Source organism: Desulfoplanes sp. (assembly GCF_054921335.1).
In genome coordinates, this window is record NZ_JBUDSQ010000007.1 from 37056 (window position 1) to 49946 (window position 12891).

Genomic DNA, 12891 nt, shown 5'->3' on the forward strand with positions numbered 1-12891 from the left:
GGAACGTAAAGGCGACTGGCAAAGAACTCTTCACCATCTGGAATCCTCCAATATCTTGGATTATCTCTGAATTACAACCTACATGGAAAGCCCCGTTTTCTGTGGATGCTTGCAGATCAATATGATTCGGTCCTGTAATTGGGAGCTTCCTTGGTGATGATCACGTCATGGACATGGCTTTCCCGCAATCCTGCCGGTGAAATGCGCACGAACCGGGACTTGTTGTGGAGATCGGCAACGGTCTGGGCCCCGAGATACCCCATTCCGGACCTGAGCCCACCGAGCATCTGCTCGATATTGTCGATCACCGACCCTTTGTAGGGAACGCGACCGACGATCCCTTCGGGAACCAGCTTATGCGATTCCTTATTATCCTGGAAATAGCGGTCACTGCTCCCTTCGCGCATGGCGTCGATGGATCCCATGCCACGATAGATCTTGTACCGACGTCCCTGGTATAAGATGGTCTCTCCCGGGCTTTCGTCAGTCCCGGCAAGCAAACTTCCCATCATCACGGAATCGGCGCCGGCGGCCATAGCCTTGACCAGATCCCCGGAAAACTTGATCCCACCATCGGCAATGACCCTCTTGCCGTTGGCATGGCAGACCTCAACGGCATCCATGATAGCTGTAATCTGTGGCACCCCCACACCAGCGACCATACGGGTGGTGCAAATGGACCCGGGGCCGATCCCCACCTTGACGGTATCCACGCCCGCATCCATCAACGCCTTGGCCCCGTCCCTGGTGGCAATATTTCCACCCACGAGCTGACAATCAGGATATTTCGTCTTGATGCTCTCTATGGACTTGAGTATATTTGCAGAATGGCCATGTGCCGAGTCCAGGATCAAAACATCGACTCCGGCCTCAATCAGGGCGGCCGCCCTGTCGTCCCGGTCACTCCCGACCCCGATGGCGGCACCGACCCGCAGACGCCCGAGGTCGTCCTTGCAGGCGTTGGGATACTTACGGACCTTTTCGATATCCTTGATGGTCAAAAGCCCTTTGAGCTTATTCTCCCCATCCACGACCAAAAGTTTCTCGATCCGGTTTTTGTGCAAGAGTCTCTTGGCCTCTATTTGGGTGATACCGACCGGGACGGTGACCAGATTGTCGCTGGTCATGACCTCCTTGACCCTAATGGCCCCGTCGGTCACGAAACGGACGTCCCGGTTGGTGATAATCCCCACGAGCTGGCCGTCACTGACGACAGGAAGCCCGGAGATACGGTACTCCGCCATCAGATCGAGAACCCGCCCGACCTTGTCATCGGGATGAACGACAATGGGATCGACGATCATCCCGCTCTCGGACTTCTTGACCTTTTCCACCTCCAGACGCTGTCCTTCGATGGACATATTCTTGTGGACAACGCCGACCCCGCCGGCACGGGCGAGGGAGATGGCCATACGCGACTCCGTGACAGTGTCCATGGCCGCGCTGATGAGGGGAATATTCAATTTAAGAGAGGGGGTCAGATAGGAGGCCAGGTTGACCTGGTCTGGAAGCACTTCGGAATAATTTGGAACGAGCAGGACATCATCAAAGGTGAGTCCTCTTCCAACGATCTTTTCCATGTCACATTCTCCGTGGGCTTTGGAACATATTATGAAAAACCTCTGGGACAACGGATCTGAAAAACATTCAAATCCTCCAGAGGTTTGGATTCTACAAACAGAATAGACGGCGGGTTCGCGTCTAGAGTCCGAGATAGGCCCGTTTCACGTCTTCATTGTTCATCAGGGAAGGGGCGGTATCCGTCAGGGTGATCGCACCGTTCTCCATGACATACCCCCGATGGGCGACCTTGAGGGCCTGATTGGCGTTCTGCTCGACCAGAAAGACGGTGGTGTTGCTCTCGGTATTGATCTTTTCAACAATGTTGAAGATCTGTTTGATGACCAGGGGGGCCAGTCCCAACGAAGGCTCATCCAAAAGCATCAATTTGGGCCGGGCCATCAGGGCCCGGGAAATGGCCAGCATCTGCTGCTCGCCTCCACTCAGGGTCCCGCCTGCCTGGTTCTTACGCTGGGAGAGGATAGGGAAAAGCTCAAAGACATACTCGAGATCTTTTTTCACGCCCACCTTGTCCTTACGGAGGTACGCCCCCATATCCAGATTTTCCATGACCGTCATGTATGGGAAAATGAGACGTCCTTCAGGCACCTGGCAGATCCCCAGAGGGACGATGCGGTCGGGCGAAAGCTTGTGTATGGGACTCCCGTTGAACAGGATCTGTCCGGACCGGGGGGGGACAACGCCGCATACGGACATGAGGGTTGTGGTCTTGCCGGCACCGTTAGCGCCGATAAGGGTGATGATCTCCCCTTCGGCGATATCGATGCTCACGTCTTTGAGGGCCTGGATATTTCCGTAAAATGTATTGATCCCCTCGATCTTAAGCATCGTGTTCCTCCCCGAGATACGCCTTGATCACGTTGGGGTCCTTGCTCACCTCTTTGGGAGTACCGGCGGCAATCCCCTGGCCATACTCAACGACATATACTCTATCGGACAGACTCATGACCACTTTCATGTCATGCTCGATGAGAAGAACGGCTATCCGTTCCTGATCCCTGATCCGCAGAACCAATTCTCCGAGTGCGGCCGTTTCCTGGGGATTCATTCCGGCGGCAGGCTCATCGAGCAGGAGCAAAAAGGGGTCTGTGGCCATGGCCCGGGCGATCTCCAACCGTCGCTGGGCACCATAGGGCAGATTCTTAGCCAGCTCATCGGCAACCTTCTGGAGGCCGACCTTTTCCAGGAGTTCGTAACTCCTGTCAACCGTATCCTTCTCCTCCCTGCGGGTCTTTTTGTTCCGCAGAACAGCGCCCAGAATTCCCGCAGAGGTCCTGCAATGACGGCCGACAATGACATTTTCCAAAACAGTCATGTTCGGGAAAAGGCGAATATTTTGGAAGGTCCGGGCCATGCCCAGTTCTGTAACCTTGTTCGGTTTCATCCCGTTGATACGCCGACGGTCCACCCCGTTGCGCGAGACATGGATATCCCCTTGCGTGGGGCTATAGATCCCGGTGATGCAGTTGAAAAACGTGGTTTTCCCGGCACCGTTGGGGCCGATCAGGGCGACGATCTCCCCGGATCCCACAGCGAGATCCACGCTGTTTAGGGCGCGCAAGCCGCCGAAATCCATGGTGAGATCGGTTACGTCGAGTAAAGGATATGATTGAGTGCTCATACGGGTAGATTTAGAAATTTTAGAGATTGTAGAGAGTTGAGAAATTTTAGAGATTTTAGAGATCCGAAAACCCGGGGATGCGGGTATACAATTTCTAAAATTTCTTACATTCTTCCATCCCTAATTATAAAGTTGCATGCCAGCCCATCCAACCGGGTCCATGTGTATCTGAAAAGTCAAGAATTCACGAATGTTTGTACGCATATTTCTTGCGCACATTGGCAATGAGCCCCTGGGGTCTGAACACCATCATCAGAACCATGGATGCGCCAAAAATGAGCATCCGGTACTCGGAAAAGGCGCGCAGGTATTCGGGCAACAGAATGAGAATGAGTGCGGCCAGCATGACACCGACAATCGACCCCATGCCGCCGAGAACAACAACGGAAAGGATAATCGCCGATTCCATGAAGGTGAAACTGGCCGGATTGATGAATGTGGTCTTGGCCGCGAAAACCACACCGACCATACCCGCCCACGTTGCACCCAGGGCAAAAGCGGTCAACTTGGTTTTGGTCCGATCAATGCCCATGGCCTGGCACGCGATCTCGTCTTCACGCAGGGCCAGCCAGGCCCGACCGATACGGGAATTCTGCAGGCGGTTGACCACGAAGATGGTAAAGACGGCCATACCTATCATTATGTAATAGATATACAGGGTTGCAGAATGCATAGTCAGGTCCACACCAAAGAATCCGGGCCGGGGAATATTGGCGATCCCGCTGGGCCCAAAGGAAAATGCATTCCAGTTCTCAAGGACAAGTCTGATGATTTCCCCAAAACCGAGGGTGACGATGGCCAGATAGTCACCACGCAGACGCAGGACAGGGAAACCGAGAACGATGCCGAACAGGGCCCCGAAGCAGGCCCCCAGGGGCAGTACGGCCCAAAAACCAAGACCGAAATGGTAGTTGAGCAATGCGTAGGAATAGGCCCCAACCGCATAAAAGGCCACGTACCCGAGGTCCAGGAGTCCGGCCAGACCGACGACGATGTTCAGACCAAGCCCGAGAACGACGTAGATGAGGGCCGAAATCATGATGTTGGTCTGGTAGGTATCCACGATAAAGGGAAAGACCACTCCAAGAACAAACAGGGCGCACATGGCCGGGCGGAAGATCTTCGGATCGGTGAGAATACGCCGGGTCCAGGTTTCCTTGCCCTGCCCATCGGCAGCGGAAGCCTCACCGGACTCTTTGCGGGCCATCATGAACCGCCAGGCAAACGAGAGGACAAATCCCCCGATGCCGACATAGAGCAGATTGATCCAACGCCACTGGATGGTCTTCTCAATCGTATCCACCCGAATGACCATGAGGGGAAAGGTCAGGAACATGAACCAAAGTGCTGCAAGCAGAGATTTTTTCAAACCGGACATACTTCTTCCTTCAGGATTTGACGGTGAGGCCGCATCAGACTTTCTGGGTTGTGGATCGCCCGAGAATACCGGCCGGTCTAAAGATCAGGATCAGTACCAAGAGACAGAAGGCGAACACGTCCTCGTAGTCACTGGAGATATACCCGGTAGCGAAACTTTCCGTCCACCCGAGCACCAGACTGCCCAAAACGGCACCGGGAATGCTGCCGATCCCTCCGAGAACCGCTGCGGTGAACGCCTTGATCCCGGCGATGAACCCTATGTAGAAGTTGATCTGACCGATATGTGTGGCAATGAGGACACCGCCGGTAGCGGCGAGCCCCGAGCCGATAATAAAGGTCATGGAGATGACCCGGTCCACGTTCACGCCCGTAAGCATAGCCATTTTCTTGTTCTGGGCCGTGGCACGCATCGCCTTGCCGATCTTGGTGAATTTGATCAAGAAGGTCAGACCGATCATGACCACGATGGTTGTCAGGATGATTACCAGATCCGAGGATCCCAGATACCAGATATAGGGTTCCATAAAGGCGAATTCGGGTATCAGGCTCGGGAAGGGCAAAAAGTCGGAAGTCTGGGCCAAAAGGACATAGTTCTGTAGGAAAATGGACATCCCGATGGCACTGATCAGGGGAGCCAACCGGGTTGCACCGCGGAGTGGCTTATAGGCGATCTTCTCGATGGTGAACCCATAGGCCGCCGCATAAAAGGCAGCAACGAGAACGGCCAAGACAAGGAGTGACGGTCCGCTGAATCCGGCCATGGCAAGGACACCGGCCACAATGAGCCCGGTAAAGGCGCCAATCATATATATTTCGCCATGGGCGAAATTGATCAGCTCTATAATGCCGTAGACCATGGTATAGCCCAGAGCTATCAGGGCGTAGATGCTCCCCCTGGTAAGCCCACCGAAAAAGAGTGCCCAAAAATAGTCCATAAGTACCGGTCGTGTTGTCTTGGGGAGTCGTATACGGAAAAAACATCTCTTCCGTGTGCGATCTCTGTGGTATGAATGCCAAAATACGGGACGAACCCGGTTCGTCCCGTATTGGTTTGCACCTACGAATGTTCAGATGTTACTTGGTCACCTCGACAAACGTGCCGTCTTTGACCTGGTACACTGAAAAGCCGACCCCTTCCGCGTCCCCGCGCTGGTCGAACTTGATCCTTCCAATAGGGGTCTCGACATATGAGGTCTGCAGGGCCTTCTTGATGGCCCCGTAGTCCGTGGAGCCGGCCGTTTCGATGGCGTTCAGCAATGCCACGCATGCGGCATAGGCCTGGGGAAAAAAGGCTCCAGGATCCGACCCGAACTCGGCCTTATGCTCGTCGACGGCCTCCTTGTACAAGGGATTGTTGGAGACGTCCTTGTTACCCGTGGCATAGACACCCTCGGCATATTTGCCGGCCACCTTGATGAAGGTCTCGTCCTTGACCCCGTCCTCGGAAAGAAAGGGGCTCTTGATCCGCTTTTTACGCATAGTGGAGACGATCTTGGAAGCCTCTGGATGGTACCCGCCAAAAACAACGGCGTCGGGACGGGAGCGTCTCATTTTCTGGACAACGGCGGAATAGTCGACCGCACCGGGGGTGACCCCCTCGAAAAGGACCACCTCGGCCCTGCCGCTCTCCTCGATAAACTGTTTGACAAAGGTGGCGAACCCCTTGCCGTAGTCGCCCTTGTCATGGATGATGGCGATCTTCTTGGCACCGAGAACGTTCAGGACATAGTCGGTTTCCACGCGGGCCTGGTTGTCGTCCGAGGCTATGGTTCTAAAAAAATTGGGATAGTCGCCACTCTGGGTCAGGGGCGGATTTGTTGCGGAAGGCGACATGGCAACGATCTTGGCATCGTTGTAGATACCCAGTGCGGCCTTGGTCGCCCCACTGCAGATATGTCCCATAACGACATCGACGCCGTCGGTAATCAGCTTGGTCGCGGCATTGGTGGCGAACTCGGGCTTGCACTGGTCGTCCTGGGCGATGACCACGACCTTCTTGCCGAGCACCCCACCCTTGGCGTTGTACTTCTTGGCCACCAGTTTGGCGGCATTGAGACTTGGCAGGCCATAGGAAGCCAGGTCGCCACTATGGGCACCCGCCACACCAAGTCTGATGACCTCCTCCTGGGCAAACCCTATCTGCCCGGCACCGAGAACGAATAATGCCGAGCACAGCAACATCGTAGCCAATCGTTTCATTTCTTCTCCCTCCTACACATCTCTGAATATAGGTCCAGGTAATGGATCCACGAATCCTTCTCGCAGATCGGCCTTGTTTTGTCCTACCTCCTGATTGCACTCTTACGGTGATGCTCCTACCCTGAAATATACAAAAACGTCAAACTTTAGATACACTTTCCATGGATAAAAAGATATACGTGCATAGATCAAGATCGAGGAAGAACAAACATCGTTCTTTTATGCACAAGCTCCGGACAATCTGTCCGTCCCCCCATTCAGGATGTCTTTGCGCTCCCGGACTTTGGACCGCCCCCTGACTGCCGAGGCGTCTTGCTTTTGGTCGTCCCGCCTGCCTGTTTTGGTTTTCTTGCCACAATGGACTTGAGCTTTTCGCCCGCGGCCAGGGGTTCGTCGGCATCCGCCAGGAAAACCATCTCGCCCTGTGGGGAAAACCAGTGCCAGCCCTCCGGCTTTTTGAGCAAACGGGCTCCCCGGCGATCAAGATAGTCAATGACCTTGGCTTCTTCGCGTCCCTGCTGGAGGGCATCGAGCATGTCCAGGTTCTGGAAAATCTGGGCCGCGTTTTTGTAAACCTCGAAGGCACCGCACGGAATGTCCATCAGGGCTATATCCGAACGCTTTTTTTTGCCGGTGAGTACCTTTTCGATCTCCTGGAGATCCTTTTTCAGCTCTTTTATTTCGGCAAGGGCCAGGTGCCTGGCTTCGTGGTTCTTGGCCTCAATGGACTTTGCCAGACGTTCATGGATCCTGCTTTTCATGGCTGCCTCCCTCTTTGCAAAAAACCCGACCCTCCCCTAAAAAACGGGACGGTCGGGCAGATTGTACAACGGCTCAACGCATATGGGCTGTTCCCTTAGGATTAGAGTATTTGCCGCAAAAAATCCTTGGCGCGGTCGTTTTCAGGGGCCGAGAAAAAATGCTCCGGGGTCCCCTCCTCCACGATACTGCCCTCGTCCATAAAAATAACCCTGTCGGCCACCTCACGGGCGAATCCCATCTCGTGGGTGACCACGACCATGGTCATTCCGGACTTGGCCAAGGCCTTCATCACGTCCAGAACCTCCCCGACCATCTCAGGGTCAAGGGCTGACGTGGGTTCATCAAAAAGCATGACCTTGGGGTCCATGCACAGGGAACGGGCGATGGCCACTCGCTGCTGCTGTCCTCCTGACAATTGGTCCGGCTTGGTATCGGATTTCTCCGCGATACCGACCTTTTCCAGGAGTTCCATGGCCTTTTCCTCGGCCCGATTGCGGCTCCGCTTGCGTACCGTGATCTGGGCCATGGTCAGATTGTCCAGAACGGTCCTGTGCGGAAAAAGATTAAAGGATTGGAAGACCATACCTACCTCGGCCCGGATCTGATTGATATTGCACCTATTGTCCAGGATATCCACTCCATCGACAAGGATACTCCCTGACTGAGGATACTCGAGGCGGTTGAGGCAGCGCAAAAAGGTGCTCTTGCCCGAGCCCGAGGGGCCTATGACCACAACGACCTCCCCCTCGTGGATGTGTGCGCCCACATCCCGCAAAGCGTGGATCTCCTGGGGAATGTAGAAATACTTGTTCAAGTCCTTGATATGGATCATATCTTACACCGCCTTACGCTCGAGATATTGGACAAACATGGACAGAGTGAAGGTCAAGATGAGATACAAGATCGCACACACGATCCACAGCTCAAAGGGCTGGAGCGACGTGGAGACCGTCTCTCTGGTCGCCTTGGTCAACTCCCTGATGGCAATGACCCCCAAGAGGGAGGAATCCTTGATCAAACTGATGAACTGACCGGCCAGGGGTGGAAGGATCCTCTTGAAGGCCTGGGGCAGGATAACCTTGCGCATGGCCTGGACATAGTCCATCCCCAACGAACGGGCGGCCTCCATCTGGCCATGGTGGACCGATTGTATGCCGGCCCGGACGATTTCTGCGATATAGGCGCCGGCAAAAAGTGCCAGAGAGAGGACCCCGAACCAGAGGGAAGGGATCTGGGGAATCCCGTGCTGAGCGAGCAGGGTGTTTATCAGGGTCCCCATGACAAAATACCAAAGAAAGATCTGGACCAGGAGCGGAGACCCACGGATCAATTCAATGTAGGTGATGGCCGACCAACGCAGGGCGGGGTTTTCCGAGATCCGGGCAAGGCCGGTCAACAACCCGACAACAATACCCAAAATGATGGCGAGAAAACTGACCTTCAGGGTCATCCACAGCCCCGTAAGCAAGATACCGGGACTCCCCTTCTGGTACGTTCCGAGTACATCCCCTATGGCCACGAAGTCCCCCTCGTACATCAGGGATTCCCCCCCCGGAAGACTGTAGGCCTGGAAACCATCGGTGCCCTGGACGTCAATGGTCAGGTCGTTGCCCTTTTGGGTGATCGAGGAAACTTCTCCCTCGATTCCAGAACGGACATCGATCGTTTCGGTAAAATAAAAATACTGCGGCACCCTGTACCAGCGCCACGTGTAGTCCACGGATTCCGAGGCAAGATACAAAAGCCAGCATCCTGCCACGAGTAGAACGAGAAAAACGCCCGTCCAGCCATAACGGTACGCCCGACCATGGGGACGATCGAGTCCGGAAAATGCCGTCATTGATACCACCTGATCATCATGGGGATTGTGTTTTCACTCTCAAACAGATGCAGGGATGGGGCACGAACGCCCCATCCCCGGATCCATGGTACGCCCAACGGAGAGAAACCACTCCGGGGTTACTGGACCTGTTTATACCACGCCTTGCTTTCAAACCATCTTTTGAAAATCCGGTCATAGGTCCCATCGTTTCTGACCTGGCGCATAAAATTGTTCAGCCAGTTCAAAAAATCGGGATCACCGCGTTTGATGCCAAAGGCGAGAGGCTCGTAGGTGAAACGCTCCTCAAGCATGACGATATTGTTAGAACCCTGCTTGTGCATGATCTGCTTAAGAACCGGATAATCATAGACATAGGCGTCGGCATTGCCGTTCATGACCTCGAGAGCGGCATCGGCCTCTTTCTCGAAACTTTTGTACTCGGCCTTGGGGAGTAGTCGTTTGACCGCCATCTCACCGGTGGTCCCGAGTTTGGACACTACCTTGTACTTGGGATCATTGAATTGCCTGTACGAAGTGATCGTACCGGCATATTTGCTATTCATGAGCACGGCCTGGCCGGCGTAAAAATAGGGATCGGCAAAATTGATCTGGAGATTCCGCTCCTGGGTGGCGGTCATCCCGCTGATGATAATATCGAATTTATTGGTCAGCAGCGCGGGGATGATCCCGTCGAAATCGGTGTTCACGGGGACGAACTTGACCTTCATGGCCTTGGCCATGGCCTTGGCGAGATCTATGTCAAAACCGATGAACCGGCCCTTTTTGGACGTCATTTCAAATGGGATGTATCCCGAATCAAAACCCACCCGTAGCTGTCCACTCTTCTGGATCGCATCCAGGGCCGAAGTCTGGGCCAAGGCGGACACGGGGACGACAAACAAGCAAACACCGAGTACAAGCCATGAAATTCTTTTCCACATTACGATCTTCCTCCATTGATTGAGGGAACAGTTATGTTTATGACCATTGACCGCGGACACCCGCGTACAACTATTGCCATCAGCTTATGTGGCACGGTGCCACCGGGTGGTCACCGTGCCAAAGAGTACCCCTCAGGTCTCAATACTTTCCTTCGGTAAGCACTTCCTTGACGATCATCTTTTTCTTACACCGGGGACACCGGGGCATCTCCTCCTCCGGAAGATAGACGATCTGGGAGTGTTTACAAATGGGACAAACGACCTCAACAGCCTCTCTTCTGTATCTATTTTTGAAAATTTCCATATTTTCCTCACTAAAAAAAAGGGTTTTTTATACTCAGTCAGGGCAAAAGACAAGGAGGAAAGAATGAACGGGGCCGCACCAAAGACGGGGCCGCCGCCCCGCCGAGCCCCCAGTTTTGCAGACTTGCAACCGATTGTTAATCGGTCTACGAAAAAGGCACATTATCCAAGAACGTTGAATAAATCCCCATGAGCATCGAATCCGAATCCAAATTCCTGATCAACGATCTTCCCGGACTGACCGGACGCCTGAACGGCCTGGGGTGTCACGTTGCGCCGTGGTATTTCGAACGGAACAGGGTCCTTGATACTGCCCAAGCCACCCTACGCAACGCTGGCATACTGCTCAGGGTCAGGCAGGCCAACACGGCCAAACTGACACTGAAACGTCCTCTGGCCGATCTGGTCCACACCGAAGGGATCAAACAGCTCGAAGAACTTGAATGCCGGATCAGCGACGCTGCGGTCATCGTACAGATTCTGGACGGCCTGGGATTCTGCCAGACCCTTGCCTATGAAAAATTCCGTTCCAAATGGTTGGTCAAGGGCTGCAAGGTCTGTCTGGACATCCTCTGTTTCGGGACATTCGCCGAGATAGAAGGGCCGCCGGAAGATATCCGCCGGGTTGCATCCCTCCTTGGTTTGGATCCTTGTCTGGCCGTTGGTGCCAGCTACCACCAGCTTTACCAGGACCACCTCAAACAGCGGGGATGCGCACCCAGGCACTCCTTCTGTTTTTCGCCCCAAGAACGGACCCTCCACATGCGCCGGCTCGGCATCGAGGCACAATGATTCCCCAACGTTGCACACCGAGAAAAAAACCGCTGTTTGTTTGGACTCTTGGACCGGTCTGTTGGGCAGCATTGGCCCTCGTCATCCTCCTATCCGCCCCACCGATTTACGCATGGGAAACGATCCTTCCCGGAATCGAGGAGCAGACGTTCGCCCTCCCCCCATCCATTCCGGAAGACGGGTCGGTTTCTTTTATACGGATCGATCCTGAATATTTCAGCTTCAGGTTGATCACCCAGGGCACATCGCACCAAAAAATCGCCACACTGAAAAAGTGGTGTGAGGAAAAGGGGTTGGTCCTGGCGATCAACGCAAGCATGTACCGGGAAGACCGCCGACAGAGTACCGGCTACATGAAAACCCGTGGGCTGGTGAACAACGGGTACATCAATCCACGCTTCGGTGCCTTTTTGGTCTTCGATCCCAAAGACCCGGCCCTGCCCACGATCCAGATTGTCGACCGCGCCCTGCAGGATTGGCGGGTCCTGATCCGCAAATACGACACGGTCGTGCAAAATTTCCGTCTGGTCAGCGCCGAACAAAAAAATCTCTGGCCGGAGAATGACAAAGTACACAGCATAGCGGCCGTGGGTATGGACATGGATGGCAAGGTGCTTTTCATGCATTGCCAAACGCCTATCTCCGTACACACGTTCAACGAGGCCATACTCGACTTGCCCGTCGGCCTGTTCAACGCTATGTATGTTGAAGGCGGCCCGGAGGCGGCCATGCACCTCAACCTCTCAGGGGCACAACGTTCTTGGATGGGACAATACCAAAACCCCCTCATAGGAACCATCAACCAGAGGCTATGGCCCATTCCCAACGTCATCGGGATCGTGCCCGATCCGCTGAAAGCCCCCCCTACGACAAACAATACAGGAGATCCACCATGCAGATAGATATGATCGAGCCGAACCAGCCCCTTCCTGTGGACCGGGGATATGTTCTCTCCATGGTCATCCGTTCGTTCAAGGGACGGCGCGATGTGGAGGTCCACCTTTATCGCTCGGCATGGTCCGATGATGAAATGGATACGTATGACTGGAAAAATCTTCTAGGTGGATCCATAGAACGCAAAGACGGTGGGGCGATCGATCCACAGGGGAGCAAAAAGGTTCTTCTTGAGGCCTTTACCGAGAAAGAACGGGATCAGGTCATCACCTATCTTTCCGAACGGTACGAATCCAGATTGACAAAAATCACTGCGGCCCCACTCGGATTCCCCATTCCACAAGGGCTGGCCCCCCTTTCCTCCTTCGCCCAGGGCAAGACCATCGGCACCATACAATTGGACAAGATTCCCAATTATCCCCTCCCCTTTCCCATCAGGGGGTTGTACGATTTGAGCCGCCACAAACCCCTGGTCGAGGAAAAAACGGACGATCGATAATCACGGACCGTCTTTCGTCATACAAAAAGCCCGTGTTCTTTGTGGTGGTCCACAAGGAACACGGGCTTTCCTCTTTTGCTTGTATTGATACACAGGT

At 54.2% G+C, this 12891-nt stretch carries 14 protein-coding genes; 3 read left to right on the forward strand and 11 right to left on the reverse strand.

Annotation, left to right across the window (positions count from 1 at the left end; genetic code table 11):
• Window positions 1-116: 116 nt before the first annotated feature.
• The 11 genes from guaB to ACY692_RS02975 all read right to left on the reverse strand — a co-directional run bounded on the left by guaB (window position 117) and on the right by ACY692_RS02975 (window position 10610).
• Window positions 117-1580 (reverse strand): IMP dehydrogenase, encoded by a 1464-nt coding sequence (gene guaB, locus ACY692_RS02925; RefSeq protein ID WP_462323837.1) that lies wholly within the window; start codon window positions 1578-1580, stop codon window positions 117-119.
• Between the two features lie 121 nt (window positions 1581-1701).
• Complete coding sequence (locus ACY692_RS02930) at window positions 1702-2409, reverse strand: ABC transporter ATP-binding protein (RefSeq protein WP_462323838.1); 708 nt, start codon at window positions 2407-2409, stop codon at window positions 1702-1704.
• Complete coding sequence (locus ACY692_RS02935; RefSeq protein ID WP_462323839.1) at window positions 2402-3202, reverse strand: ABC transporter ATP-binding protein; 801 nt, start codon at window positions 3200-3202, stop codon at window positions 2402-2404. Before ACY692_RS02935 ends, ACY692_RS02930 begins: the two co-directional genes overlap by 8 nt.
• Before the next feature lie 184 nt (window positions 3203-3386).
• The gene (locus ACY692_RS02940) at window positions 3387-4580 is read right to left on the reverse strand and encodes an ABC transporter permease subunit (protein WP_462323840.1); all 1194 of its coding nucleotides are present in this window, start codon (window positions 4578-4580) and stop codon (window positions 3387-3389) included.
• Between the two features lie 34 nt (window positions 4581-4614).
• Complete coding sequence (locus tag ACY692_RS02945) at window positions 4615-5517, reverse strand: branched-chain amino acid ABC transporter permease (protein WP_462323841.1); 903 nt, start codon at window positions 5515-5517, stop codon at window positions 4615-4617.
• Window positions 5518-5656: 139 nt separating this feature from the next.
• Complete coding sequence (locus tag ACY692_RS02950; RefSeq protein ID WP_462323842.1) at window positions 5657-6781, reverse strand: branched-chain amino acid ABC transporter substrate-binding protein; 1125 nt, start codon at window positions 6779-6781, stop codon at window positions 5657-5659.
• Between the two features lie 257 nt (window positions 6782-7038).
• Window positions 7039-7542 (reverse strand): hypothetical protein, encoded by a 504-nt coding sequence (locus ACY692_RS02955; protein ID WP_462323843.1) that lies wholly within the window; start codon window positions 7540-7542, stop codon window positions 7039-7041.
• Window positions 7543-7643: 101 nt separating this feature from the next.
• Complete coding sequence (locus tag ACY692_RS02960; protein WP_462323844.1) at window positions 7644-8375, reverse strand: amino acid ABC transporter ATP-binding protein; 732 nt, start codon at window positions 8373-8375, stop codon at window positions 7644-7646.
• A 3-nt stretch (window positions 8376-8378) separates the two neighbouring features.
• Window positions 8379-9383: an amino acid ABC transporter permease gene (locus ACY692_RS02965; RefSeq protein WP_462323845.1), complete on the reverse strand. Its 1005-nt coding sequence runs from the start codon at window positions 9381-9383 to the stop codon at window positions 8379-8381.
• Window positions 9384-9502: 119 nt separating this feature from the next.
• The gene (locus ACY692_RS02970; protein WP_462323867.1) at window positions 9503-10312 is read right to left on the reverse strand and encodes a transporter substrate-binding domain-containing protein; all 810 of its coding nucleotides are present in this window, start codon (window positions 10310-10312) and stop codon (window positions 9503-9505) included.
• Between the two features lie 133 nt (window positions 10313-10445).
• Complete coding sequence (locus ACY692_RS02975) at window positions 10446-10610, reverse strand: hypothetical protein (protein ID WP_462323846.1); 165 nt, start codon at window positions 10608-10610, stop codon at window positions 10446-10448.
• Between the two features lie 188 nt (window positions 10611-10798).
• Between ACY692_RS02975 and ACY692_RS02980 the strand changes: the two genes are divergently transcribed.
• From ACY692_RS02980 to ACY692_RS02990, 3 genes are all read left to right on the forward strand, one after another.
• On the forward strand, window positions 10799-11401 hold the full coding sequence (locus ACY692_RS02980; RefSeq protein WP_462323847.1) for a class IV adenylate cyclase: 603 nt from the start codon (window positions 10799-10801) through the stop codon (window positions 11399-11401).
• A 71-nt stretch (window positions 11402-11472) separates the two neighbouring features.
• On the forward strand, window positions 11473-12303 hold the full coding sequence (locus ACY692_RS02985; protein ID WP_462323848.1) for a phosphodiester glycosidase family protein: 831 nt from the start codon (window positions 11473-11475) through the stop codon (window positions 12301-12303).
• On the forward strand, window positions 12294-12794 hold the full coding sequence (locus ACY692_RS02990) for a hypothetical protein (RefSeq protein ID WP_462323849.1): 501 nt from the start codon (window positions 12294-12296) through the stop codon (window positions 12792-12794). The genes ACY692_RS02985 and ACY692_RS02990 overlap by 10 nt, the downstream gene beginning before the upstream one ends.
• The last annotated feature ends 97 nt before the right edge of the window (window positions 12795-12891 follow it).

What these genes read in the sequence shown, in the direction of transcription:
- guaB (WP_462323837.1), bottom strand. Translation starts at nt 1,580, where the DNA reads ATGGAAAAGATCGTTGGAAGAGGACTCACCTTTGATGATGTCCTGCTC.
- ACY692_RS02930 (WP_462323838.1), bottom strand. Translation starts at nt 2,409, where the DNA reads ATGCTTAAGATCGAGGGGATCAATACATTTTACGGAAATATCCAGGCC.
- ACY692_RS02935 (WP_462323839.1), bottom strand. Translation starts at nt 3,202, where the DNA reads ATGAGCACTCAATCATATCCTTTACTCGACGTAACCGATCTCACCATG.
- ACY692_RS02940 (WP_462323840.1), bottom strand. Translation starts at nt 4,580, where the DNA reads ATGTCCGGTTTGAAAAAATCTCTGCTTGCAGCACTTTGGTTCATGTTC.
- ACY692_RS02945 (WP_462323841.1), bottom strand. Translation starts at nt 5,517, where the DNA reads ATGGACTATTTTTGGGCACTCTTTTTCGGTGGGCTTACCAGGGGGAGC.
- ACY692_RS02950 (WP_462323842.1), bottom strand. Translation starts at nt 6,781, where the DNA reads ATGAAACGATTGGCTACGATGTTGCTGTGCTCGGCATTATTCGTTCTC.
- ACY692_RS02955 (WP_462323843.1), bottom strand. Translation starts at nt 7,542, where the DNA reads ATGAAAAGCAGGATCCATGAACGTCTGGCAAAGTCCATTGAGGCCAAG.
- ACY692_RS02960 (WP_462323844.1), bottom strand. Translation starts at nt 8,375, where the DNA reads ATGATCCATATCAAGGACTTGAACAAGTATTTCTACATTCCCCAGGAG.
- ACY692_RS02965 (WP_462323845.1), bottom strand. Translation starts at nt 9,383, where the DNA reads ATGACGGCATTTTCCGGACTCGATCGTCCCCATGGTCGGGCGTACCGT.
- ACY692_RS02975 (WP_462323846.1), bottom strand. Translation starts at nt 10,610, where the DNA reads ATGGAAATTTTCAAAAATAGATACAGAAGAGAGGCTGTTGAGGTCGTT.
- ACY692_RS02980 (WP_462323847.1), top strand. Translation starts at nt 10,799, where the DNA reads ATGAGCATCGAATCCGAATCCAAATTCCTGATCAACGATCTTCCCGGA.
- ACY692_RS02990 (WP_462323849.1), top strand. Translation starts at nt 12,294, where the DNA reads ATGCAGATAGATATGATCGAGCCGAACCAGCCCCTTCCTGTGGACCGG.